Origin of the sequence: Paenibacillus sp. HGF5, assembly GCF_000204455.1 — a bacterium.
GTDB classification, from domain to species: domain Bacteria; phylum Bacillota; class Bacilli; order Paenibacillales; family Paenibacillaceae; genus Paenibacillus_AQ; species Paenibacillus_AQ lautus_A.
The window spans coordinates 13633-39941 of the sequence record NZ_AEXS01000032.1 but is presented as its reverse complement, the minus strand read 5'-3'; the positions used below and the strand labels follow the sequence as shown (position 1 = coordinate 39941).

Below are 26309 nucleotides of genomic sequence, written 5' to 3'. Positions count from 1 at the left end.
AAGAGACCCGCAGGCGACTGGTGGCCGATATTGCTCACGAGCTTCGCACGCCGCTCTCCGTGATGCAGCTTAAACTGGAGAATTATCAGCAGGCCGGTCATCATGTTCCCCCGGAAATGCTGCTTCGGCTTCACGATGAGGTAATCCGGCTCAGTCAGCTTGTGGACGATCTACATATATTGTCGCTGGCCGAATCGGGCCGGTTGTCGCTCGAACGTAAACCGCTCGATCTTGCGATGCACCTAGAACGAATTGTGGACGACGTGAAATACGAAGCGGAAGAAAACGGATTAGACGTTTGTCTTTATACGATTTCGAGTCCGGTTACCGTTATGGCCGATGCGAGACGGATCACGCAGGTTTTCATTAATTTGCTGACTAATGCGATTCGTTACACGCCTCGTGGAGGGAAGATTACTGTTAAAATCGAAGACCGGGTCTTTGAAAGGAATGCGTTCTTTGCATGTGTCTCGGTGATCGATACCGGCATCGGAATACCGGCGGAAGAGCTGCCCCACCTATTCGATCGATTTTACCGCGTAGACGAAGCGCGCTCGAGGCATACAGGCGGTACGGGGCTCGGGTTATCTATCGCTCATCATTTTGTAAAAGCCCACTGCGGGTTCATCCGCGTTGCGAGTCAGTCTGATGAAGGTACTAAATTTACCGTTTTTCTGCCTATAGGGCAATGATGTTTATAAAAGGTGATAACCCGGCATACAAATTTGCAGGAATCCCATTTATGTTCAATAAATTAATCTATTATTGGTCACCGCTGACTGACGAATATTCCATCTTTGTCATCCTAAACGCTAAAAAATACAAAGCTCTTGTCCATTTTGGCAATCGGTACAAAATAATGAATCAGGAAACCGTATGCGTTTGTAAAAATGGGGGGCTATTATATTTATCATATTTGATAAAATTGTAGACGAAGATAAGCCACCTGGTTCCTTTCCAAGTGGCTTATTGATCTTGCTACATATTTGATTTTTTCGTTTTATTCCTTGGAAAATCAGCATGAACGCCATTAAGAAGAATAAAGTATTGACTGAACTTAGAGGCTGTTTTCCTAAAAAATCCTTAATTATAAGATATGATTGGATAACCAAGATAATCGATGCATATAGAAAATACATGTTGGATTTGTCTTTAAACTTCCGGCCAAGTAGCTTAATTATCATTGTAAATGCAATAGCATAGATAGTGATGATCCCAACAAAAATAAAAGCTAAGATTGATAAGTTCATAATATCAATCCCTTCCATTTATTGATAATTACATTTTATCACAGTTATTGTTTGTAACAAAATAATTTTAGTATTTCAGGAGTTTAACTAGTGCCTACCTCGCCTTATACCGCTGTCTATATTCGCTCGGCAGCATGCCTGTCTGCTCTCGAAAAGTTCTGCTGAAATATTTCTCATCCTCGTATCCGGTTTGCTTGGCAATCCAGACAATTGGCCTGGCCGTCTGTTCCAGGTATTCCCTCGCCTTATCGATCCGTACCTTGCGCAGATATTCATTGAAGGAATAGCCAACGATTTCTTTGAAACATTGATAGAAGTAGCTTCGGCTCAGATTGACCCGCTTCGCGACATCGATAGCGAATAACGGAAACTCAAGTTCGTCGTGCACGATTTTGACCGCCGTCATAATGCTGCCGCTCACTTCGGGGCTCAGCTGCAGGCTGCCTGATAGCGTTATCCCATTTTCCCTGAATTGTTTCAGCCAGTCCGCAACCTCCCGCCAGCACGTAAATGTATCAGGCATCTTGATATCATCAGGTTGTATCGCTCTATAAAGCCGGTTCCAGTCAACCATACAGCCATAGATCCATTGCATTAGCTTGGAGACGGGTATACGCAGTTTTTTCAATCGACTACAAAGCTTATCAAAGGCTTCATCGTCATGGACCCAGGTGAAGGCGTGCAGTAATTCCTTCACAGTGGCGGTCTCTTCTTCTCCCGGTTCAGGAAGTTCCGCCGTCAGCTCCATGACAGACTTCTCGATCGGATAGGGCTCATTGCCGTCACAGTCGTAGAAAAAATCTCTGCTCCTGTAGGCCCGTATTCGTTGAAGCAGCTCGGATGGAGATAAATCGGCTGTATGCCGTAGTCGTACCATATGCCATCCGGTGCTGCGCGTTCCGTCTGGAATCGGCGGCAACGGGTCTTCATCGTCATTGCCATGAGACTGAACCTCCTTGGAAAGATCCGTCAGCCACATCAGAACGGATCCATCCGCTTCGGCTATCCAGCCCAATGAAACGCAATCCGCTACCATTCTGCTTGTTAATGGCTCATCCGGGTACGTCAATAGCGCATAGGCCGTATCGCAAGAACAAGCCGCTACTATCGAATCCGACTCATTCTTGTGCTTCTGCTTCACTTCCACAATGCGGGAGTGAATGCGCTGAAACACTTCTTCGAACTGTTCTTTTTCAAGCTCTACCTTGGCAATGTAATCAATGGCACCCAGTCGAAGCGCTTCCTGGATGTATTCAAAATCCTGATGAAGAGTCAGCACGGCGATCGCGATATTCGGATATTGCTTGCGCACAACCCGAATTAATTCGATGCCCGACATCACCGGCATGGCCAGATCGGTCATTAACAGATCTACCCGATTCGCCTTCAGAAAATCGAGCGCCTTCTCCCCGTTGGCAGCTTCGCCTACAACTCTCATTCCGAACGATTCCCATGGCAAAAAAGACATCAGTCCCTTACGTACAAGCTTGTCGTCGTCTACGATGAGAACATGGATCATTTCGTTAAATTCTCCTCCTCGATTTGTATCGAAATGATGATGCGGGTACCTTTGCCAAGCTCGCTTGTTACCGTAAGACTCGCTTTCCCTTCGTAATGAAATTCTAACATTCGTTTGACATAATTCAGTCCGATTCCCATCCCCACTCGATGGCGCTCAGTCTGTTCCTGCTCAAGCAATGCCTCAATCTTTTCCTCAGAGATCCCCCCACCGTTATCTCGAATTTCGATCTCAAGTCTGTCATTCTTTCTAACCACCACCTCGATTCTGCCGTTATCATCGAGCCCGTGATACAGCGAATTTTCAACCAACGGCTGCAGAATGAATCTAGGAACCGTCACTTCGAGTAATGCGTCGTCCACGTGAATATTGACATCGAACTGAAAATTGTATCGAATCTGCTGGAGAATGAGATATTGCTTCAGTGAATCAATCTCATCCCTGATGGTCGCGACACTGTTGCCTTTGCGGAGATTGTAGTAAAGCAGTTTGTTTAACGAAGTGACAAGCCTGTCGATCTCCTCCTGACCGTTCATAACGGCTAGCCAGTGCGCGGTATCTAGCGTATTCATCAGAAAATGCGGATTAATCTGATACTGCAGCTTCTCGATCTCCAGATCCGCTCTGCGCTTCTCCTTGGCCTTGACTTCAGAATACAGCTGCGTAATCTGAACCTTCATATGTTGAAATTGGTTTAACACCATCTCAAATTCCGGGATGCGCGATTGCGTGGCAGCCGCATTAAAATTGCTGCCCGCAATCGATTTGATCTCCTTATTAAAGCGCGACAGCGGCCGGTACACCATTTTCCATAGAAGCCAGCCAATCGACAGACTAACTACAGCGAACAGCAGCGCCAGCCCCAGCATCTGTATCATCCAGCGATTTTTCTCGCGGTTGTAGTCGGATTTCGCAATAAGCGAGACCACACTCCAGCCCTGATTGCTGACTTGTCGATACCAATAATAGTCGGACGTAATACCTGTCACCAGGGAAGGCGCTAGAGAGTCCGAAAAAAATGAATTTTCAGGAAAGATATCTTGAAGCTCGCTGTATGAAATTCTTCCGTTGTTGTCCAGTATTAAATGATTGGTATGCTTGCTGACTTCATCCAAATCAAGAATGCTCTGCGTCAGCTTGAAACCGGACTCAATGTAGACATAGGCATCCTCCCTCTCCGGCAAATCAACCTTTCTCAAGGCGGAAAGCACATACTGATTGTTGAATCGATCTTTACTGATATGCGGTCCAAAATAGGTGATGCCATAATACGCTGCTAGGATGGGAAGGTCATCGATATCGAATGGCTGTTTCATGCCTGTATTCTCAAAAAGAGTGGTCTGATCGTCGCGTAGATAATACAGCGTTAACCCGACATTGGGATTGGTGAACGTGATTAGATTCAGCTGGTTTTTGATTTCATCCGTCAGATAACTCCGGTCGTACGGCTGCTTCGCCATCAAAAACTTCTCAAGCTGCCTACCGACATTCCCCTTAAAGGTCAGTTGTTGGGAAACGTGATTCAGGTTGTCCAGCGTGTTCTCAAGCGACAATCGGACCTGCTTTAAATTGCTTTGAATGCCGGATTGCAGCTTCGTATTCAGAATGGATGTAATGGTGTTGTATGACAGATAACAGGTGCAGATGAAAGGGATCAATGTTGCTGCGGCAAACAGTAAAAGAATTCGATTTTTCAAGGTCAATCGCTTCAGGCGGGACTTCCAATCCTTTTCCGGTTTCATCGTTTCATCCCCATCGATTATTGGCTCCTCCTCTCTTTGAATCATATGGTCTATGACGTGCATAATCAGAAATAGTCGGGAAAATCTTTCTAGAATATAACACAAATTAAAATGATTATTGAGCAGAGATTTCAAAAAATCAGGTGCCAAAGCCGTTATCTTTCAATTGAAAAAATCACGGGTAGACAGATGTCTTCTCCTTAGTGTGTGAAATGTCCAACCACCCGCAACAGCCGTAAATTTTTGTACATATGACCCCCTCATTAAGAAACCACCTTCTATCCTTGAAGGCGGTTTCATTGTGTTACAGTTAAATGGTCCATACGAATAGTTATTCCATTAATCTGAAAGAAGGGGTGTAATTATGAAAAACATGTCAAAAACGTTAGCGCTGTTACTGGCCTGTTTTCTCGTTCTAGCAGCTTGCAGCAATACGACGAATAACACGCCGGCTGCACCGGAGAAAAGCGCGGAGTCAAGCGAACCCGCCGATCCATTTGGCCGCTACGAAGAACCTGTCCAGATCAGCATCAGTATTGAAATCGATCCCACCGATAATGAATTGCCTCCTGGCGACACGCCGCTCAACAATCAATACACTCGTCAGATTAAGGAAGCGCTTAATGTGGACGTCGATCATCAATTTGCTGCCTCTGGGCAGAATCTTCGTCAGAGAATTAGTCTCGCTATTGCAAGTAACGATTTGCCGGATGCTATGGTCGTCAATGCCGTTGAGCTGCGCCAATTGGTCGAAGCCGACCAAATTGCCGATTTAACGGAGGTGTATGAACAATATGCATCCCCGGATATAAAGACAATCATTGAAAACACCAACGGTGCTGCCTTAGATGCGGTAACATTCGATGGCAAAATGATGGCCCTTCCGGGTGTGCAAGCCAATGCCGATGGCATTCACCTCTTGTGGATCCGGCAGGACTGGCTGGATAAGCTGAACCTTGAACCGCCAACCACGATGGCAGAACTTGAGGAAGTCGCCCGTGCTTTCGTCGAAAAAGATCCTGATGGTAACGGTCAGCGCGATACGATTGGGATCACCGGACCCGAAAGTGGTGGCAAGCTGTATGCGAACTTCCTTGAGTCGAAGAACAATTTATACGGTTTTGACGCAATCTTCTCCGCGCATGACTCCTTCCCTGGATACTGGCTCGAGGGCGAGGATGGCAGCCCTGTATACGGCTCAATCCTGCCGGAGACTCGTGAGGCGTTAGCTAGTTTAAGAGATTTGTATTCCAAGGGACTTATTGATCCAGAGATGGGGGTTCGTAACAAAGCAGATGAGCCCATTATCGCCGGAAAATCCGGAATGTTCTTTGCGCCATGGTGGATGGCTTACGGCCCGCTAACCAATGCCGTAAAAAATGATGCCGAAGCCAATTGGCAGGCTTATGCTCTGCCTTTGAATCAAAATGGCGAATTTAGACCACATGCTGCTACACCTTCTACTGAGTTTGTGGTGGTTCGGAAAGATTACGAGCATCCGGAAGTTCCTATGAAATTGCTAAACAATCTGTTTAAAAACGAGCAAGAGAACACCTTTGACCCGAGCAAAGGCGGTCCTGGTTACTACCCGCTCCGCGTGGTATACGCACCATCCGACGAAATTGAATTTACAGTCAAAGCCCTCCGTGATGTGCTGGCAGGCAATAAAACCGCCGAGGATTTTGCAAATGACAAGGCCTACAAACTGCTGCCTTCGGACATCGCAAGCATCAAGACGATCAAAAACGAGCCTTACGATTCTATGGATCTTTCAACATGGAACCCTGAAGCGAACTGGGGAGCATGGACTCGATCGTACTCCATCATGGTGGGCGGCAGGCCGCTGGTTGATACCGAGTTTGAGGAGGTGCCCAGTCTTCTGTATGAGCAGACACCGTTAATGGAGAGCCGTTGGGTGAATCTGCGCAAGTTAGAGGACGAAACTTTCCTGCGCATCATCATGGGTGCTGCTCCACTGGAGACATTCGACTCCTTCGTCGAGAACTGGAAACGTCAAGGCGGCGACCAGATTACCCAGGAGGTTAAGGACGCACTTGCGCAGTGATCTTAAGGCATACTAAGAACCACATAGCCAGAGCTCCCGGCACCCGTCAGGAGCTCTGGAACACTCGATGCAAGATTCGGGGGAAGGGAGTGCTGTCATGCGTATGAAAGGCTTCGCCAAACATTATTATCTGATGCTGATCCCGGGATTTCTATGGCTGTTCGTCTTCAGCATCGTTCCAATGTTCGGCATCATCATTTCGTTCCAATATTTTAATCCAGGCAAAGGTATCCTGGGCTCGGATTGGGCAGGGCTTGAGCACTTCAAATATATGTTATTGCTGAAGGATACACAGGAAGTCTTCAGCAATACGCTTGTCATCGCGTCCATGAAGATTGTCGCCAATCTGATTGCGCCACTGTTGTTTGCACTCATGCTCAATGAACTGCGTCTGATGATTCTCAGACGCTGGATTCAGACTATCGTCTATCTGCCCCACTTTTTGTCTTGGGTTATTCTGGGGGGCATTGTACTCGATCTGTTCTCCTATAACGGACCCGTCAATCAACTGACTGCCTTGTTCGGATTCCAGCCCAAACTGTTCTTCGCCGATTCCCAGCTGTTTCCGTTCCTCGTTGTCGGCAGTGACGTCTGGAAGGAATTCGGTTTTGGCACCATTATCTATCTTGCCGCGCTTACCGGGATCAACCCGGCACTGTACGAAGCTGCCAACATCGATGGAGCAGGACGCTGGAGAAGTCTCTGGCATATCACGCTGCCCGGGATCCGCACGACAGCAGTATTGCTCACGGTTCTCAGCTTGGGTAATGTGCTTAACGCGGGCTTTGACCAGATCTTCAATCTGTACAACCCGCTCGTCTATTCTACAGGTGATATTATTGATACCTGGGTCTATCGAACAGGTTTGCTTAACCTGCAATATGAACTTGCGACCGCCGTCGGCCTGCTGAAGTCCGTTGTGGGTTTCCTGCTGATATCCGTCTCGTATTATCTGGCTTACCGTTTTGTTAACTATCGCATATTCTAAGGATTCATCCTGTTGCAAAGCTATATAAACCCATCCCATTCCAACTAGAGTAGGAGGTGCTGACCGTGGTCAGAGACCGGACGTTCGGCAACCGTGTGACGGATATTATACTAATTGTTGTCCTGATAGGCATTACTTTGTCATGCATCCTGCCGATCTGGTACACCCTCTCCCTTTCGCTTAGCTCCAACTCTGCCGCTGCGGCCGGTAAGGTCTGGCTATGGCCGGTCGATTTCAATCTCAACGCATACGCCCAGATTCTTAATGACCAACAGTTCTTCCGGTCCTTCTGGATCTCGACCCAGCGAGTGCTGTTGGGGGTTATGCTCAATTTTATCATGGTTGTGCTCATGTCTTACCCGCTCTCGCGGACAGCGAGAGAGTTCAAGGGACGCAATGTGTTCATGTGGATTCTCATTTTCACGATGTTGTTCAACGGCGGTCTGATCCCGCTGTATCTGACGGTCAAAGAGCTCAACATGCTGAACAGCATCTGGGCACTTGTCCTGGTCGGCGGTGCGCAGACACTCGTCTTCAACGTCATCCTCACGATGAACTTCTTCCGCAACCTGCCCAAAGAGCTGGACGAAGCCGCCCTTGTCGACGGCGCGGGACCATGGTACATCCTGTACAAGATCTATATCCCGCTGGCCGTGCCGGTGCTGGCGACCGTCTCGCTGTTCAGTATCGTGTATCACTGGAATGAATTCTTGTACGGTCTGATCTTCATGTCCCGTGAGCAGTTCTATCCACTCCAAACGTATATCCAGCAGCTTGTCGTCTCGGTCGATCCATCGACGATGTCCGAGGATCAGTACCGTCGCTTGTCTGAGTTATCCAACCGGACACTCGATGCCGCCAAGATCTTCATCGCCATGCTGCCTGTCCTCATCGTCTATCCGTTCCTCCAGCGCTTCTTCATTCACGGAATTACGCTGGGTTCGGTTAAAGAGTAGCTCCCCCACCCATGAAACAGCTTTCAGAGATCCGTGCCATTTTCTTTACATTAATATAAAAATATACTGAAAACAGGCGCAGGGAGTACGAATCCTTCCTCCCATCGCATGTGCATTGTTTATCCTATGTATAGACAACCTCATTAATTGGTTGTCTTTTTTTAATTCTACAAATATCCCCTTAATGGCTGACCTTCGAATGGTAGTTTTTCATAAAGATTTCAAACAGACGAAATTTCACGTAAAACACAATGTATCGTCATAAGTTCACAACATGAATTTGTTATTTTATAACGGTAAACAAGAACGCTACGGATTAGAAATTCAGAAATGAACATTAGGCCGCCCCATCCGCTTTCGAGAAAATCAAGAATTTTGGTCCTCACATCGTTCCATCACACCAGAAAGGAATTGTTTATAATGAAAACGATCGATATCATGAAAGAAAATTTGATGTTTATTCTTGGACTTGGCGCATTAGCTCTAGTGAGACCCATTATGAAGATGACGGGGATCATGGATCTGATCGGACAACAATTCGGCAGCATTCTCATGACGATCCTTATCTCCTTAGCTTGGCTGGTTATCGTATTAATTAAGAAACCCGCTTCTCCAGTGGTCATTCTTATTTTTGCGGGTATGAGTTATGCCTTATATGCCGTCATCCTTAGCGGCATAGTCTCTCCGCTTCTTGATGGAAAATTACAAGGTCCATTAACTAATCCGTTTGCTCTTGTAAGTGTCTTTGCTATAAATGCGATTTGGGGATTCATCGTTGGATTCATTGCCAAAACACTTCGTCGTTAACGTCTGATATAACTGATATCTCTTCCCGCCATCTCTCGAATCCTTGACAATGTAATTATCATCGGCGCAGACGTCAGCAACTTCAGAGAAACGGAATATGTAACGGAAAACGGCCATCTCCGCCCCTATCGGACGAAAATGGCCGTTATATCTGTACCTTGGCGCCCTTACCGTCAGCTCGCCTTCGCGAGTTTCGTGCTGCGAACCGATGCCACAGCGTATACAACGAGCGCTGTCCAGATGAGCGCGAAGCCGATAAGCAGAACCGGCGAGACCGATTCCTTGAACACGAATATGCTCAGTAACAGCATGATCGTCGGCCCGATGTATTGTACGAAGCCGAGCGTGGATAGCGCCATCCGGGCGGCCGCCCGCGCAAAGAAGAGCAGCGGCAGCGCCGTTACCACGCCGGAAAGAAGCAGCTCGACGAACACCGGCGCAGGCAGCGTCCATGCCGTCGTCTTGCCCACGGCAGCCAAATAGATCCAGTAACCGAGCGCAACGGGCAGGATTACAGCCGTCTCCGACAACAAGCCTACAGAAGCGTCCTGCACGATCTTTTTCTTCGCGAGGCCGTACAAGCCAAACGATACGGCCAACGAGATCGCGACCCACGGGAACCGCCCGTAGTCGATGGCGATGATGAGCACCGCGGCACCAGCGATGGCAATCCCGAGCCATTGGCCGCGGTTAGGCTTTTCACGAAGGAAGACGACCGCTAACAGTACGTTCAGCAACGGATTCAAATAATAGCCGAGACTTGTCTCGACAACATGGCCGTTGTTGACCGCCCAGATGAAAATGAGCCAATTCGCAGCGATCAGCAGTCCGCTGGCGGCGAGCGACAGCAGGAGCGAGCGGCTAGCCGCAACCCGCTTCATGTCTCCCCAGCGTCGCTGGACGGCGACGAGAATACCCATGAAGACGAACGACCAGACAACCCGATGCGACAGAATTTCGCCTGCCGGCACATTTTCAAACAACTTCCAATAAAGCGGGAGAACCCCCCACATGATATACGCGATAATAGCGTTAACCAACCCATTGTTCATTATGATTTCTCCTCTTCTAGCTCCGATGTCTTAACGGATTATACGCCTCGATCCTCGCTTAAGTAAAGCAAATAATTCGTGTCCGATAGCAGACAGTCACGCTCTTGTTCGATTCTAGTTGTATACTGATCCATCGTTTTCCGTTCGTTCGCAGACCCGATGGAGCAAGCTGGCACATTCTGCGCTTTTAGTCATTGATTATTTTTCCAAAATAGGTTATTTTATAGAAAGCTTAGCGATAAGCTAGTTCCTATCACGAAGGGAGATGTGTTCTAATGGCGACTACTTATATGGTGGTTTGGTCTTAAAACTGAATAGCAGGCATACGGGAATAAAGCGGGACAACGCCCGTATTATTTGGTATGCCATTCAAAGTAACCTTTCGTGAATATTGCTGTTTGCGAGATACGATGAAGGTCGTATCTTTTTTGCGTCCTGATGCCGCGCGACAGCAGCTTCTTTAGAGGCTGCTTGTCCGTGGCATTTTTGCGTCCAAAAACAACATTAAAGGAGCTATCAAAAAACCATGATGGATTTGAAAACTTATGGCTACACAGAAATAGAAGCAATTCAAGGCGGCTTATTGACTATGTATTTATCCTTTCTTCTCTGAATTGGGATTTCAATGTTACCCTACCCGTATCATACGGTATCTGACACAAACCAGGCAGAGCGGCGGCCAGCCGGTCATCATTCTGACCAAGGCTGATCTCGCCCCAGATTATAATCTCCTGCTCGCAGAAGTCACACAAATCATCCCCGATGTACCGGTTCACGCGATCTGCAATCATACAGGCCTGGGGATGAACGAACTCGATCCCTACTTGATGCCTGATAAAACGGTCGTCTTTCTCGGCATGTCCGGCGTTGGTAAATCGTCTTTGCTCAATGCGTTGATAGAACAGGACGTAATGAAGGTTCAGGCAATCCGGGAGGTCGACAGCCGGGGACGGCATACGACAACGCACCGTCAGCTGTTCATGCTGCCCTCCGGTACGATGGTCATTCATTGATACGCCGGGTATGCGTGAGCTTGGGATTGATGCAGACGAAGGCCTACACGCAAGCTTTACCGATGTGGAGGCATGGTTCCCGCAGTGCCGATTTACGGATTGCCGCCATCAGGCCGAGCCGGGCTGTGCCGTTCTTGCCGCGCTTGCCGACGGTTCATTGCCGCGTGAACGGTGGGAGCATTATGTGGCCCGGCAGCATGAGAACAAGCATGTCCAGGATAAAACCAGCTACCTCATCGACAAGAGAGCTCGAAACAAAACGAACGCCATGTGGAGCAAGCAAACGAAAAAAAACGGAGGATGGAGGATGGAAGATATGAATATTCAATTCGAAACGCTGATCAATGCCTTGAGCCGACAGTTCAAGAAGGATATCATCTCGGCCGACTGCCAAACCAAGCCGTTACAGGGCGGAACTGTGGGAAATGTGTACCTGGTAACGGGGATCGCCGATACCGCGGATGGCGAAAAATGGCCGTACCGTATCGTGCTCAAAATCCAGCAGAAATGGGAGCGTTACGGCGATCCCGGTTCATGGCGCCGGGAATATGATCTTTATGCGTCTGACTTGGGAGCGACGTTCTCGGATGCCTTCCGCTGGCCGACATGTTATCACGCCGAGATCAATGCCGAGGAAAATGAATTCCAGCTGTGGCTGGAATATATCGATGGCGTAACCGGTTTAGATTTGACCGTTGACATGTATGAACAGGCTGCGCTGGAGTTAGGACGCTATCAAGGCAAGCTGTATGCGGAGCAGCCCGCCGTGCTGCAGAGCCTGACCAACCTGAGCCATGCGGATCTCATGAAGAATACGTATCTCCATTACCGGTCTTGGCCGGTCGTCTACGATTATATACGCTCGGAGAACTGCGATTTCCCGCAGCACGTGCGGCAAATGATCATCGACATCGATGAGCATGCAGACGAGATTCTCGATCGCATCGAAAAATTGCCTCTCGTGCTATGCCACCGGGACTTCTGGGTGACCAACCTGATCTATGCCGACGAGAAAATCGCACTCATTGACTGGGATACATCCGGATGGGGCTACCTGGGCGAGGATCTCGCAAGCCTGATTGCGGATGAAGCGGATATCGATCACATGGTCGAAAACTACCAGCGATGTGTCCCCGCGTATTACAAAGGCTTTTCAGAATATGCGGATGTTCCCCCTATCACCGAACATTGCGTCTACGAGCTGATCCTTCTCGGCTTCGGATACAGGCTTGTGGAGTGGTATCTCCACACAGAGGACGATGACGAAAAGACGAAGCATTTCCATACGCTCCAAAAAATCTATGAAATGAAGACCACCCCTGTACTGGGTTGACTCTAAAAAAAGAACTCCGAAAACCCTTGAATATAGTGGGTTTTCGGAGTTTCTTTCATTAAATTCCCATTTGATCGTCCCCGGCAGCTAGCTCGTGATAACATCTCATTTTGCTATAACATACACGTTTTAAAAAGGGCCGGTTATTTTCACCTTGATTTTATTGGATTCAACCGTTACCCCGTTCAATGTAATTCGAATCGACAACTCGGCTTGCCCCGGATGCTTGGCGATAATCTTTCCTTTCGGGTCGATCTCCGCCTTGTCCGGACGGCTGCTCAAATACTCAATGGCTGCGCCGGATAACTCCTTAGTCGTTCTTCCTTTATCAAGGGATACTTTGTAGGAATAACCGACTTCATCTCCCGGGTGAAGCTGGAGCGATTCAGCCTCAAGCTGTACTTTGTCTAGCTGCACGACCAGATTCGGATCGCTATACTTCATCAGCTCGCTGCCGTATTTGAAATATAAGTTGCCAAAATCGTCCTGGGCCAGTTTTTCCGCATTGCTCTCCAACAAGATGGACAGCGATTTGCTTGCAGCGTCAATCTTAAACATTTTGCTAGTGTACGTATGGTCAGCAACATATCCCGTATAAATGGTACCATACACATTGCCGTCGGTTCCAACGGTTAAGCGGGGATTGCTGTGTGCATAATCTGCTGCAGGGAACATATCTTCGCTGTAAATAATCTCTTGGCGCTCCGGATCATAGATAAACAGAGACCCTAGCGCCATTCCCCAAATGTTACCGTCCGGGCCCCATATCAAAGAGGTTACTGCTTTTTTGCCCGCAACAGGTATCTGTTCCATCTCTACTCGGCCGGATGCTGTATCGTAAATGGCAAGCTTCCCCTCTCCGCCTGTCATCGAGCCGGTGGCCATAAACAACTTTCCATTTTTGTAAAGCAACGAATTGATCGAATGTCCGGATATAATGTCACGTTTCACATCAAACGTTCCGGTAACGGGATTGTAGACGGTAAGAGCCCCGCCTGTTTTGCCTGCGATTGGATAAGAACCGATATATAACAGGTTTTCTTCCTCGACCCCGAGCATGGCAACGGGCCGGTCCTGCTCTGAACCCAGCTGACCAAGCCGCAGCGGATTATTCGGTTCTGATGGGTCCGTTCGATTCCATGGTTTGGCTGGATCGTATTCAAAGATAGTCGCTCTAGGATAAACGCCGAGATACATTTTCCCGTTCAAGGAACCGAATCCTTCGACTTGGCCGATTTGAGGATAATGCTCGGTCTCGTTACGGGTTGGCGAGTAAATTCCCATTCCCCCTCCTGAAATGAAGCCAGAGGACAGTATCTGCCCGTCTGTGCTTTTCCCGATGTTAAACAATTCCACAAACTGTGCCGGAAATGGAAGCTCTGGCGTTTCAATCAAACCGGTTTCCAGATTGTAATAAAATGCTCTTCCGCCATTTCCGGCCAATCCGACTAATGTCCAGCCCGGATACTTTGCCTCGTCCAGCTGTACATAACCAAAAGCTACGCCTGCTCCTTTGACATCGACACCCAGCGAGCCGTAAACTCCCGTTCTCAAGTCGTATGAATAGAGAGACCATTGCTGCGTGCCACCTGGAAGGGTTTCGTAATAGGTGTAGAATACCTCTCCGCCGTCAGGCGATAACGGTGAAAATCCTCGTGCATTATAGGCTGTATTATTGTTAACGAGCCAGCTAGCGGTATCGGGATCATACACGAACATTACCGGTCCGGGATCCACGCGCACGAATAATTTACCTCCTGCATACTGGAGATCGTAAACCGAAGTCTTACCGTTAAATTCAGGATGATGAAGCGCAATCGACGTGCCGCTAGCAAGATCGTATTGATAAAGCTTAGCGACGTCGGCTCCCCCCACATAGATCATTTGACGATCGGAATCGTAAGCAAGGCTGCGGATATGAGCCTCTTTCGATGAAGTCTTGAAGGATTTAAGGATTCGAGTCTGGTCGGTAACGGGATCATATTCAAACAGCGATTGGGAATATCCTGTTCCTCCATACACTTTGCCATCTTCCCCGGCTACAAGCGTCCAGATGACGGTATCGGTAGGAACAGGTTTCCCGATGGCACGCAGCTTATCCTCTGCCGGATCATATTGAAACAACGTTCCGTTCGGCGTACTTCCGATGTATACCTTTCCGTCGGAGGCTGTCACAATCGCCCAAGCTGCCGAAACGTTGCTCCCGTCAAGCGCAACAAGTGGATGAGTGGATTTCACTTGTTTCGAAGCAACATCCATCACGATGAGTTGTGCCGGATCACCCTGTGCGACCGTAAACAAAGCATCCTGACCATTCCTATCTTTACCGAATGCAGCCGTCATTAAGGTTAAACTTGAAGATTGCGGTCCTAAATTCGTTAAGTACGGGAAGGAAGCCTGCGACTCCAATGTGACGCTGTCCACGAAATATCTGCCGGTTCGGTCACCATTAAAATCAAAGGCTACCCTGACCTCCGCTGCATTTTTCGGAGCAGAAGCAGCCACTCTTAAACTCTGCCATTTGCCCGATGGTTCACCGACCAGGCCACTCACTACGGAGACAAGCTTACCGCCTGCATCATAAAACCTGAGGTCTGCTTTGCCGCCTTGTCCTTCATCCGATAGCACGCTTGCTGTCATGATGACATTGCCGAATGGTTGGGCGGCATATGCATCGCTCACAACTCCGTAGCCTGCGCCGAGCGACAGGCGTTCCACTTGAAGACTTCGTTCCCCGTCTGCGTACACGGACTCACTTACTGTAATGACAGCAGCGTCTTCATCGGGCTGCCAGCCCGGCAAGCGTCCATCTTCTTCAGAATCCTCGAAGCCGCCGTTGATCATAACGTTGGTCAATCCTTCGTCTGCTGCATACGTGATCGACTTTGCCCACTCGATACTTGCGAACATCATGATGACTGTTAGGGCAGCGGCAATCCGGCTCCTCCACTTGCTTCTCACTAAACTCTCCCCTTTGCGAATAAATTTTTAAACGGATAGTAAACGCTTTCATTACGCTCTCATCTTAACATATCCCTTCATTCGTATACAAGTAAAATACATGTAAATAAAATTTTTACCGATAAACAAAAAAGCCGCTAAATTAGCGACTTTTCAATGGGGCCATGTTCTTGTCCGTCGACACACCTCTTGTTTTGCCTGCCATCTGTCCTCGGCATGCAATCTCCGTCCTGAGACGGAGACGAAAACCATTCTGCCGTCCCTCACTTCTTCTCAGAGCAATAAGTTATCGTTATATTAACGCCTGTTGATATACCGTTACACAGTCAACAAATTCTCTTTGAATTTAAACACGCAGCAGCAAAAACATAGTTCGAACTGAAAGGGGCAAGCATGATGAAGCTGATCTATCAATTAGAGCATGTGAATAAAACATACAAAAAAGGAAAGGTTGTCGCCAATCAAAACATAAGCTTCGACGTTCAACAAGGGGAAATTCTCGGTTTGCTCGGTCCGAATGGAGCGGGCAAATCCACGCTAATCAAGCAGATGGTAGGCCACCTTGCTCCCACCTCAGGTACGGTACGCTATAAAGAAACCATCGTGCAGACGCAAACAAAGCGAGTTGCCCAGGAGGTCGCCTACTACTCACAAGAGCCTCACGCCCTGACCAGTTTGAAAACCTGGGAAGCTCTGTATTTTACAGGAAGATTGCGTGGGTTGACGAAGGAGTCCGCCTTAAAGCAAACAGAGGAATTGTTGGAACGCTTTAGTATGCAAGACCTCCGTCACAAGCTGTTGAAAAACGTTTCCGGCGGACAAAAGCGTTTAATCGGGATCGGTACTTGCTTGATCGGCTTTTCCCCCGTCATGATCCTGGATGAACCGACAAATGAACTAGATCCTAAAAAGAGAAGGCTCGTATGGGATCTGATTCAGGAACGCAATCGCCAAGGAGTAACCGTAATCTTGGTAACACACAACGTGCTGGAGGCCGAACAGGTCGTGGATAGAGTTGCTGTCGTAAACCACGGCAAGCTATTGGCCATCGATCATGTCGGTGTCTTAAAACAAAGGGTCGATCAACGGATGAAGCTGGAAATTACGACTTCCTTTGGCGAAAGCGATTATGTTTGCCGAAGCTTAAGCGCTCTGGGGCAGTGGACCAAAACGGGAGAAAATCGAATCCGGACACTGATCGAGAAGCAAAACGCCAGCTACGCGATCGACTGCCTCACTGAGCTGCAATTACCGATTGAAGAATACTCGTTGGTCCCTCCGAATCTGGAAGATGTCTATTTTCATATTGATGACGATCAGGATAAGCCTGCCCAAGCGGAGGTGGTCTAACCATGGAAAAGATAAAACCATCCATGCAAAGCCATGACTTGCAGCTGCAAGAAGCCGTCTTTCTCCAAGGGCACGAACAGCAGAGCATAATCCAGCGCAGAATCACGGAATGGCTGATCTTAGCCCGCATTCAATTTACGATCATCCGCGAGGCATGGGTTTGGATTTTCATCATGGCATGCATGTTTCCGTTAACGACGCTGTTGTTTCTCAAATTCTTTACGGTCGACCCAACGCCGGCTGTCATGACACGTATTATTACGGGGAATATGCTATTCGGCTTAATCGTCATGGGACTCAATTCCATGGCTCAAGAGATATCCTGGCAGAAGCATCAAGGCCATTTCACGTACTATTCGTCTCTGCCGATCGCCAAGGTAAACTTCATCTTCGCTAATCTGCTGCGCGGCTTGATCATGTGCGTACCGTCTTTTATTATCCTGGCGATGATTGGTCAACTTGCTTACGGCATTCAATTTCACTACAGCTGGGGACTTGTACCTGTATTGCTGCTCACCGTCTTTAGCGTGGTTGGCGCGGGTGTACTGATCGGCTTCTGGTCACCTAGCCATCAATTGACCAACATGCTGGTCCAGGCGCTCATGATGTTCATCTCGTTTTTGACGCCTGTCATGGTGGATATGGATCAATTGCCTATGATCTTGCAATGGTTCTCTTACATCTTCCCAACCACTTACGCCGCTGAGGCCATGCGGGAGGTATTGATATCGGGCTGGTCCGGCTCTGTCGCCTGGAACACACTTGTTCTCTTGTTTTTCTCGCTGATCTCCATCGTATTGATCTTGAAAAAGGTTGATTGGCGTGTTGAGCAGTAAAGAAAAGTTCTCCTTGTTAACGGTCTTAACTAGCAACCTCGATGAAAATAGATAATCACGAGCAGAACAAAGTCGTTTTTTCAGGCGACTCTGGATACCAACTTGTACCAGTTAAAGCAAAAAAGCCGCTAAAATAGCGGCTTTTAATGGGAGCATGTCGTTGTCCCTCTGCCCCACACGTGGGCAATGTAAGTTCCAAATGGTATCTGTTATTTGAACGCGATCTTAAGAGCTGATCACCGTGTCTTCATTCCAAAATTCTTTCACTTCGTCTAATATTTCAGCGGCAGGCGTTATGGTGGCCTCGAAAATCGTTCTACCTGTTTTCCTTAAATAATATTGGATTAGATAATATCCGCACGCGTATCCGGCACTATAAGGCATGTTGACCGGTTTAAACTTTTGAAGTTTGGCGATCTCGTCACCATAAAGATACGGAGCGATATTATCAAAACCCGTTAAATGCAATTGCTCTTTAAGCACAGGCTTTATGCGCCTGTTCAGTGTTTCTGCGTCTGTTTTCGTTACCCAAGGGCCGAGCAATTCTTCTCCAAACATGAACGTAGCGTAGTTTTCGGCTAATCCTTCACTTACAATGAGCTCGCCCAAATGAACGGTGTGATCCCACTGAATAAATTGATATCGCACATTATGGTTGCATTCGTGCGCGAGCGCAGCCTTCATTCGAGGAATCGTGTAGGCATTGGGCAAGATTGTACCCCAGATATACCCGGGAATGCCCCCAAAGCCGCTATAACCTTCGTTTATGGTTAAGGCACGGCTTTCCGGATTCCCTAGTTGAATGGTAAATAAATATTCGGAAACAGGAAGGTTTATTTCATGTTCCATAAATTGTTGGAGGCTTTTCCTTACGGCGTGCTCACACTCTAACCAAAAAGAATCTGACGAAATCAGCTCTACCTCATGTGAAATCTGCGGGGTAATCTGATCAGGAGATCGATGCATTATGCTATTAAACGTAATAACGTCAAAACCGTTCGCTTCTTCCGCTCGAAAAGGGATCTGTTGAATTTGCCATTGTTTCATAAAGGGAGCCATCATTTCGTTTCTGAATAATTCAAGCTTTTCCTCGGGCGAAGCTTGGGCAACTTTTTGATAAATATGGTCTGAACGCAATGTTCTTATGTTCATTTCTATCACTCCTAGTTATGTATTCATAGAGAGACTTATGCACGGGCTACGATCGATTTCTAACCGTAATACATAAACATCATATTTGAATAGAAGACAACGAGGATATGCCGATTATAGATATATTCATTTATTACCTCTTCCTGCCCGTTTCTTCATTTGAAAAAGGGAGCAGCTGCTGGCGCAATCTGCTCCCTTTCATTCAACTCGTTCAAGTTCATTTTTGGTAATGCAATCGATCTACACCAAGATGTGATCTAATTATTTTATCCCGCCCGTAAAATCCCTTATTTTGTCCGAGATTTCTTTTGGATGAGAACGATATAAATAATGTCCCGCGTCCAATAAAACCATTTCGCCATGTACAGATTCCTCTAATTGCTTCTCATGCTCGGGGATCCATTGGTCCGTCACAGGGTGATTCGCTTGAACAAAGAAAAGAATAGGTAAATCGGGAGGAAAATTCATCTGTTCTGCTGCTTTAAAGTTGGAATACATGCTCACTGCCTCATTTAATTGCGTGTTGTTATACATGTTTTTGCGTATCATAATGTTCAATTGTTCTTTGGTTTGTTGATCATACGGCCGTCCTTCATAAGGGCCAGCGCTTAGTTTCAATTGTAACCGGGCGAAGCCCAAGTTGCGGAACCATTTAACCGGTTCTGTGTCTGACGAATCAATCTTCTGTTCGCTCAGTGACGGAACGCTGCTATCCAGCCCGATAAACGCACGCACTTCATCTGGATATTGGTTCACATAATCCAGACTATAGAGCCCCGAAATGGAATGAGCCATGAGGATATAACGATTGATTTGGAGACTTTGTAACGCTTCGTGAATTTCACTTACGATATTTGCAGTACTGCGCTCCTTCTGGGTTTGATCGCTCAAACCGTAACCAAATGGTTCAATCACGACGACTTTATAATAAGGGGTTAACTCTGATATGAGCGGCTTAAAATCAAGTGCAGGTGCCGCTGTTCCATAACCGGGAAGAATCACAATGGTTTCTTCACCTTGACCTTGAATGAAAACATTCATCTGTTTTCCATCTACAGCTACATGCTGACCGTATGGCTCCAATCTTTTTAGTTCTGCATGACTGCTGATTTTATTTACGGAATACACGGTGGCGATAAAAAGCAGGATGGCTATAACTACTGCGACGATTATTTTAAGCAAAATATGTAGTACTCTCTTTGTTTTTGTACTATTCCTTACTTCCTTTCCTGCTGGTTGCGTCAAACTCTTCAGCTCCTTCTTGTCTATCTGTACACTGGCCATGGGGTCCGCTAATGCAAGTCTAGCCAACCAAGATGTCCTCTCAATGAATGCAATATGAACGGAGCATGAACAAAGCTTTTTGGTAATCGACACCCGCTTTTGTCCTCAGCTAGGGACTAGATCTTGTATGGACAAAACAAAAAAAGCCGCTATTATAGCGACTTTTATCGGTATCTCGCAGGCATGATAAATAGCAAGTGAGCACTTGGCAATAATCCGTAAACAGCGAGCCGATCAAAGGAGAAAAAAAGCAATTGAGAGCAGTTATAACCTACCGTAAGTGAAAAATTTATAGCAGATGCTTCCGACCCATACGGCGATTAATACCCATATCAAAATGAATAACGCGCCGGTCACCCAGTTTTTCGGTTTTCCCTGCTTCCTGATCTCCTCCGCTTTAGCTCTACATTCATCAATAACCGATTGTGGAATCATTTTAAGGGCGATCGTAATTCCTAAAGGCACGATAATCAAATCATCAAGATAACCTAAAACGGGTATGAAATCCGGTATCAAATCGATCGGACTGAAAGCATAGGCAACCACTAACACCGCAAACAACTTTGCGTACCAAGGTACTCTTGGATCTTTATAGGCCAGGAACAAAACAAAAACATTCCGTTTAATTTCTCTTGCCTTATTCTTCGCTTTTGTTAGAACCTTCGCTTCTCTCATAAAGACCTCCAAAATCATTTGCTATGTCCCCTGGCGCCGCTCGTTAACGGAACAAATGGTGTTCTTTAGTTCAGACTATCAGTGAGTTTTGGCTTCATTTAAAAAGTTGGCACCCGCCCACTCCCCCTCAAACTTAAACAACTCATACACATCCTCACGGTCCTTAGGCGGTTCATCTATCCAATGTAGCAGCGTGCGAATGATTGCTTCTTTTTCTGGGAAGTGGTGAAGAAAGACATCAGACTGCTCGTGAAGTCGTGTCGTCCAAATCTGAGAACGCACTATCACCTTTAAACTCCCTATTTCAATCACCGCCTTTTCTCTTAGCCCAGCATTTTCCTAATTATATCACCAAAATCATGCGGCTATAAAAGTAGACGCTCCATCGGATTTTTAAAAAGGCTTTACGACCATAAGCACCAATATGGCAATCATCATCAGCTGTGCTGCCGTCTCGATGGGGACGATCTTTTTGATCAGCAGTCCGAACTCGGCGGGTATTTCATTACTCTGGTCTTGATTTTCAGATATGAGCTTGATGATCTTTTTCAAACGCGGCTCGATCCATCCGTCGATGAGGGCGATCATGAGGAGCGATAAAAGGATGGACGCATTCAGCCACATTTGGGATATCCCCATCTTGGTTATGATCATAAGCCAAACACCGGTTATAATAAGTAGAATTCCGCCCATTTTAGGTATGATGGCAAGTTTGGTCGTTATACCAAAAGTAAAGTGCAGCTGGCCAACGGTTCTAGCGGATCTTCGAATGATGGGCATCACGAAAGCTGGGCCAATGATGGCGATCGAAGCCAATATATGCAAAACGAGCAGTAATCCAAACAAACCCATGCTCCCCCTTCTCCTCAGCGCACCGAAATCTTGCTTTGATAGGCTAGCCCGACCCTTTTCCTTTTAAATGCTCCTCCGAGCTCAAGATGGTTGAGCATACACATTACAACATCGTCATAAGCAACATTGAGCTCTTGAAATCGGCTGAACAAATGACCGGCTATTTCTGCCTCGGAATATTCCTTGATCGTCTCCGACATCGGAACGGGCAAGGTTTCCGTTGTTACATGTAGATGAACCGGTTCGGGATGCTCTCTTGAATCCATCATGGTTCCCGGACACATCATGGACCAATCGAGCCCAGTCCGTTGCAGCCTTTCGAAATTCAGGTTGTGATTTATATACTCGGGTGGGAAGCCGGGTAAATGGTTGCCGATCAGATCGGTATATGGAATATCCAGCAGACCGGCTCCTCCCATGACCCATACCCGCCCAGAGAAACTAGGCTCCAATTCACATTGGCTTATAATGTTATCGACGATACCAACAAACTCTTCCCCCTGGCCCGCATGACCAGCCGCAATAATAGCGGCGTCTTGATGCGCAAGCGCCTCACTGACGCTCACTGGGTTCAACATATCGTCCACGATCACCTTCACATGCTTTGCGGAATGCTGACCTAGTTGATCATATAGCTTCTCAGAATTCCTCACAAACGCGGTCATTTTGTGTCCCAATTTTATTCCTTGTGCCAGCACTCTTTTCCCCGTATTCCCCGTCGCTCCAAAAACAATAATGTTCATTGTTCTTTCCTCCTCTTTAACAGCTCCAATATTTGGTTAACTCAAGCTTAGCATCGCTTCAAAATGATGTTAAGAACCCACTTTAAAGTAGGGTACTTACTTAAAAGTAAGCTTTACAGAAAGGGATAACATATTGTGCGCAGAGGTTGGGAGGAAAGGAAAATTCTTGTGGCAGATTGTGCGACTGTAGACGAACAAAAGCTGCCCGGAATTCCGTGGCAGCTTTTGTTATGGGTTGACTGAATTAGATTCAATTTCAATAAATCAGCTTTATGACGCTGGCTCTTCATATTTACGCTTATTATGATTTTCTCCCCAAGCACACATGACTTCCGCTACAGGAATCAATGTTCTGCCGTATTCACTAAGGGAATATTCTACTTTTGGAGGGATAGCAGGGTAGACCGTTCGATCAACTATGCCTTCATGTTCTAAATCTCGGAGATGTTGGGAAAGCATTTTCTGTGAAACATCAGGTATAAGCTTTTCCAGATCGTTGAAGCGCTTTTTGGATTCAATCAAATGCCATAAAATCAAGGGCTTCCATTTGCCGCCTAAAACATGCAGGAGTGTTTCGACTGGACATTCACGCTGATGAATCATGGATCAATCATCCCCCTTACTTTTGAGTACATGTATTAACCGATATTAATATAACAAAATTTTACAATAGGGATGCTATCAAGTCAATCAGAAACCATTCTAATCGCCGATTCATCTTTAGCTTAAATGCCTCGGACTTGCCCATCACTACAATGAAAAACAGCCCATCGTTTCGACCAGCCGCTACATTGGTTTATTCAGTAATTGTTTTTCCCATTAGCAGAATGTTCTGCCTCTTGGGACATCTTGCGGCATAAATTTCGGACATCTTCTGGCATCATGTTATAAAACTTGTTCAACGCCGTAAAAAACTCTGTTTTATATTGAAAATCAATATTATGGCGCAAGGCGTAAACGGCAAAGAAAATGGCTGCAGCTTCGTCATCGGTAAATGAAATGGATGGCAGATTCGCCTCACCCAATACGCGAAAACCGCCGTGAGGTCCGAATTCCGAGTATAAAGGAACGCTCAACTCGCTTAATTCCTGAAGATCCCGCATGATCGTCCACACCATCAGATTAGTAAATACTATGATCAGTTCCTGAACCTCAGAAATGAAGTTTTCAGTTCTCCTTCTACTTGGTTTACCGTCGAGTTTTTGGCGGACACGATGAATATGAGTCGGTCGTATTTCCAGCATATGTACAAACAATCTTTGGCATATCGGTAATTAACGATATCATCCTTAACAGACTAGGATACGCCTCCTATTTACTGAAAAACACATCGTATGCGATCAGCCATATTTCTGGAATATGCGGTTATGAGAACGATGTACATTTTATGCGGCAATTCAAAAAAATACGTAGGACTAACTCCGAGTGAATACAGAGGAAGGGCTGATGGTAGGCAATAATTCTATTTTCTCTCCTCATTACTTCAGAAAAGTAATCAACCTGCGCGTATTGTGACTCGATGCAGACAGAAACGGACTAGCGTATGGTCTAACGCTAGTCCGTTTCTGTTTGCAAAAAATGAGTCCCTCCGCTCAATGATTGAACGGAGGGACTCTTCCTCTTATGCAATTTCCACCGCTAGTCCTGTTCTTTTTTCTCCTGTACGACCGGCAGCATCATGCCGTCATCCATACCCATCAACGTCACGCTGGATGATTCGGGTATCTCATCGTGCTGCGTAATATCTACCGGGGTATCAAATATCGGTTCCGCATAAGCAAGATGCGTCCGGCCGCGGGCCAATATCTGGCGGTAATTCCCGCTTTCGCCTTCATAACCGTCATGGTCCCACGGAACGAACGACCGAGCGTTACAATAATGGCACACATAGGAGCGGCGATAACGGTCCTTCGTTCGGTTCCGATATGAACGATGGAATAAATGGGAATCAAAGAATAGCACATCTCCAGGCTTCATTCGCACTGGAATGGGAGCCGGATAATTGGACACCACTTTGGATAACGTGTTGACCTCATCGTTGAGATGACTGACATTCTCCACGGAATGGAGATCGGTGAATGCTTCTTTAGCATGAACACTGCCGCCGTTATCCCCTGGCGGTGGGTAGATCGGTTCGTGATTGGAACCGGGAACGACCCACAAACACCCATTCTCTTCATCGGCATCCTCCAGGGCAATCCAGGCTCCGATTAATGTGTCGGGGTGGGTCTTGATGTAATAAGCATCCTGATGCCAACCTTGCCCCCCTTTTCCCGGCGGGTTAAAGAACATCATCGATTGCAGAGCATAGACATCGGGCCCAATAAGCGCCTCAAGCACATCCAAAATCCGGGGATGAAGCATCAGCTGCTCCCCTTCCGGATGGACGCGAGAGATCATATGAACCCTCGTTTTCTCGGCAAACTCCGATTTGAGAGGATCCTTATCTTCCTTAGATGCCTCTTCACGTTTCCCCTCATGTTCAATCCGCAGTCTCTCTGCCCACGCTGCGTATTGTTCTATTTCTTTCGCATCCAACAGTCCTTCAACAATAAGGTAACCATCCCTGTGATAGTGCTTGTATTGCTCTACCGTTACATAAAAACGGCCTTCTCTTAGTTTGGCCTTAGGTACATAAGTCTGTCCCATGCTGATCCCTCCACATGAATTGATTATCTTAAGTGTGAAGGATTCCGAAAGCGTTCTCAATGGAGAGGACACGGAAAACGGTGGACTGATTTGATATCCGTTATCATGTCCGCTCCTGATTCAGAGCGACAAAATGCCGGTTCAAGGGATAAGCGGACTCCTCCTCTTCGGTCATGGCCAAATGACGAAATAACGGATCCGCAAATCGATCGCGGAATTCCACGGCAGTGACGCCACGTGTCCGTTTGAACATGCGTGAGAAATAGTGCTCATCGGCAAACCCGACATCGTAAGCGATTTGTTTGATCGTTCGCTCCGCTTGGATTAATAGCTGTTCCGCTCTCCGTAGACGGCGTTCCATCAAGGCCTTCTGGGGAGGGATCCCAATCCAGCGGACAAACATTCGGGTAAAGTGCTCATGAGTCCAGCCGGAACTGCCGGCAATCTCTTCAATGGTAATCTGGTGATGAAGATGTTGTTCCATATAATCCAATGCCTTGATAATCGGGGCAGGCAGGTTCATCGAAGAGCGCGAATCGTCTTCATCGATCGCCTGCCATTCCTCCAGAACGCTCAGCAGCAAAATGGCTCCTCTTCTTTGCCAGCCGCGGGGTTTTACATGCACAATTTTGAGCATTTGTTTCAACAGGGAGGGAACAAGACTTCCCCCGGCAATCACCGACCAGTCCTGGCATTCCCCTCGGCTATCGTCTTGTCTGCAGAAGGTTTCCCGGAACGCTGCATATTCGAAGTGGACATATAAATGCCTGGTGGGAACGAGCGGATCAAACCGGTACCTATGCGGCTCTCCGGGACAGGTGAATACAATGCCGGGCCGATCCAGCAGAAATTCGCCCCGGTCGTTTTCGTAAACGGTTCGGGAACCCGTCGGAAAGAATACCAATTCGAAATCATCAATCGTTCGCACCCCCAGAACGGATCCCTTGTTGACGGTGATATCCCCCATGACATGAAGCGCGGGCAGCGTTAGCGACAATGTATAACCTCCAATCCTTCCGTTTGTTCTAAATAATATGACGCAGGGCACAAGTTATAAGTTCCATTTGAAATGGTTTCAATTA

Annotated in this window: 23 protein-coding genes; 9 read left to right on the top strand and 14 right to left on the bottom strand. The window is 47.1% G+C overall.

Going from position 1 to position 26309, the window contains the following annotated elements; translation table 11 throughout:
• A partial coding sequence (locus tag HMPREF9412_RS06050) for a sensor histidine kinase (protein WP_009590475.1) occupies positions 1–692 on the top strand: 692 nt, incomplete at its 5' end.
• Positions 693–1344: 652 nt separating this feature from the next.
• On the opposite strand, the gene HMPREF9412_RS06040 is transcribed toward HMPREF9412_RS06050, so the two are convergent.
• Positions 1345–2769, bottom strand: coding sequence for a response regulator transcription factor (locus HMPREF9412_RS06040; protein WP_009590474.1), 1425 nt, complete (start codon positions 2767–2769; stop codon positions 1345–1347).
• Positions 2766–4511 (bottom strand): sensor histidine kinase, encoded by a 1746-nt coding sequence (locus HMPREF9412_RS06035; RefSeq protein ID WP_009590491.1) that lies wholly within the window; start codon positions 4509–4511, stop codon positions 2766–2768. The genes HMPREF9412_RS06040 and HMPREF9412_RS06035 overlap by 4 nt, the downstream gene beginning before the upstream one ends.
• Before the next feature lie 364 nt (positions 4512–4875).
• Between HMPREF9412_RS06035 and HMPREF9412_RS06030 the strand changes: the two genes are divergently transcribed.
• The 4 genes from HMPREF9412_RS06030 to HMPREF9412_RS06015 all read left to right on the top strand — a co-directional run bounded on the left by HMPREF9412_RS06030 (position 4876) and on the right by HMPREF9412_RS06015 (position 9327).
• Positions 4876–6576: an extracellular solute-binding protein gene (locus HMPREF9412_RS06030; RefSeq protein ID WP_009590499.1), complete on the top strand. Its 1701-nt coding sequence runs from the start codon at positions 4876–4878 to the stop codon at positions 6574–6576.
• A gap of 97 nt (positions 6577–6673) precedes the next feature.
• Positions 6674–7564 (top strand): ABC transporter permease, encoded by an 891-nt coding sequence (locus tag HMPREF9412_RS06025; protein ID WP_009590468.1) that lies wholly within the window; start codon positions 6674–6676, stop codon positions 7562–7564.
• A 65-nt stretch (positions 7565–7629) separates the two neighbouring features.
• A complete protein-coding gene (locus tag HMPREF9412_RS06020; RefSeq protein ID WP_009590485.1) occupies positions 7630–8520 on the top strand; it encodes a carbohydrate ABC transporter permease in 891 nt (296 codons plus the stop codon).
• A gap of 420 nt (positions 8521–8940) precedes the next feature.
• Positions 8941–9327: a hypothetical protein gene (locus HMPREF9412_RS06015; RefSeq protein ID WP_009590498.1), complete on the top strand. Its 387-nt coding sequence runs from the start codon at positions 8941–8943 to the stop codon at positions 9325–9327.
• 173 nt (positions 9328–9500) lie between these two features.
• Here the strand turns inward: HMPREF9412_RS06015 and rarD are convergent, their stop codons facing one another.
• A complete protein-coding gene (gene rarD / locus HMPREF9412_RS06010; protein ID WP_009590489.1) occupies positions 9501–10379 on the bottom strand; it encodes an EamA family transporter RarD in 879 nt (292 codons plus the stop codon).
• A gap of 614 nt (positions 10380–10993) precedes the next feature.
• Here rarD and rsgA point away from each other — a divergent pair.
• Positions 10994–11392, top strand: coding sequence for a GTPase RsgA (gene rsgA, locus HMPREF9412_RS33230; protein WP_254664007.1), 399 nt, complete (start codon positions 10994–10996; stop codon positions 11390–11392).
• 316 nt (positions 11393–11708) lie between these two features.
• Positions 11709–12725, top strand: a complete 1017-nt coding sequence (locus HMPREF9412_RS06000) for a phosphotransferase (protein ID WP_036671446.1) — start codon at positions 11709–11711, stop codon at positions 12723–12725.
• 129 nt (positions 12726–12854) lie between these two features.
• Here the strand turns inward: HMPREF9412_RS06000 and HMPREF9412_RS05995 are convergent, their stop codons facing one another.
• On the bottom strand, positions 12855–15686 hold the full coding sequence (locus HMPREF9412_RS05995) for a hypothetical protein (protein WP_009590501.1): 2832 nt from the start codon (positions 15684–15686) through the stop codon (positions 12855–12857).
• A gap of 393 nt (positions 15687–16079) precedes the next feature.
• Between HMPREF9412_RS05995 and HMPREF9412_RS05990 the strand changes: the two genes are divergently transcribed.
• Both HMPREF9412_RS05990 and HMPREF9412_RS05985 read left to right on the top strand, forming a co-directional pair.
• Complete coding sequence (locus HMPREF9412_RS05990) at positions 16080–17036, top strand: ABC transporter ATP-binding protein (RefSeq protein WP_009590486.1); 957 nt, start codon at positions 16080–16082, stop codon at positions 17034–17036.
• A 2-nt stretch (positions 17037–17038) separates the two neighbouring features.
• The gene (locus HMPREF9412_RS05985; RefSeq protein WP_009590473.1) at positions 17039–17872 is read left to right on the top strand and encodes an ABC transporter permease; all 834 of its coding nucleotides are present in this window, start codon (positions 17039–17041) and stop codon (positions 17870–17872) included.
• A gap of 225 nt (positions 17873–18097) precedes the next feature.
• Here the strand turns inward: HMPREF9412_RS05985 and HMPREF9412_RS05980 are convergent, their stop codons facing one another.
• The 10 genes from HMPREF9412_RS05980 to HMPREF9412_RS05935 form a co-directional block, all read right to left on the bottom strand.
• Positions 18098–19024, bottom strand: a complete 927-nt coding sequence (locus tag HMPREF9412_RS05980; RefSeq protein ID WP_009590471.1) for a DUF2268 domain-containing protein — start codon at positions 19022–19024, stop codon at positions 18098–18100.
• A gap of 261 nt (positions 19025–19285) precedes the next feature.
• A complete protein-coding gene (locus tag HMPREF9412_RS05975) occupies positions 19286–20308 on the bottom strand; it encodes an alpha/beta fold hydrolase (RefSeq protein ID WP_009590477.1) in 1023 nt (340 codons plus the stop codon).
• 264 nt (positions 20309–20572) lie between these two features.
• A complete protein-coding gene (locus HMPREF9412_RS05970) occupies positions 20573–20983 on the bottom strand; it encodes a YkvA family protein (RefSeq protein ID WP_009590466.1) in 411 nt (136 codons plus the stop codon).
• Between the two features lie 78 nt (positions 20984–21061).
• Entirely contained in the window at positions 21062–21295 is a 234-nt protein-coding gene (locus HMPREF9412_RS05965) for a hypothetical protein (RefSeq protein ID WP_036671429.1), read from the bottom strand.
• 81 nt (positions 21296–21376) lie between these two features.
• Positions 21377–21835, bottom strand: coding sequence for a DUF2269 family protein (locus HMPREF9412_RS05960; protein ID WP_009590480.1), 459 nt, complete (start codon positions 21833–21835; stop codon positions 21377–21379).
• 14 nt (positions 21836–21849) lie between these two features.
• Positions 21850–22578, bottom strand: a complete 729-nt coding sequence (locus HMPREF9412_RS05955; protein ID WP_009590472.1) for an NAD(P)-dependent oxidoreductase — start codon at positions 22576–22578, stop codon at positions 21850–21852.
• Between the two features lie 270 nt (positions 22579–22848).
• Positions 22849–23181 (bottom strand): winged helix-turn-helix transcriptional regulator, encoded by a 333-nt coding sequence (locus HMPREF9412_RS05950; RefSeq protein ID WP_036671427.1) that lies wholly within the window; start codon positions 23179–23181, stop codon positions 22849–22851.
• A gap of 197 nt (positions 23182–23378) precedes the next feature.
• A complete protein-coding gene (locus HMPREF9412_RS32815; protein ID WP_175320740.1) occupies positions 23379–23822 on the bottom strand; it encodes a hypothetical protein in 444 nt (147 codons plus the stop codon).
• Positions 23823–24216: 394 nt separating this feature from the next.
• Positions 24217–25227 (bottom strand): phytanoyl-CoA dioxygenase family protein, encoded by a 1011-nt coding sequence (locus HMPREF9412_RS05940; RefSeq protein ID WP_009590496.1) that lies wholly within the window; start codon positions 25225–25227, stop codon positions 24217–24219.
• Positions 25228–25330: 103 nt separating this feature from the next.
• Complete coding sequence (locus tag HMPREF9412_RS05935) at positions 25331–26224, bottom strand: helix-turn-helix domain-containing protein (RefSeq protein WP_009590500.1); 894 nt, start codon at positions 26222–26224, stop codon at positions 25331–25333.
• Between the last annotated feature and the right edge of the window lie 85 nt (positions 26225–26309).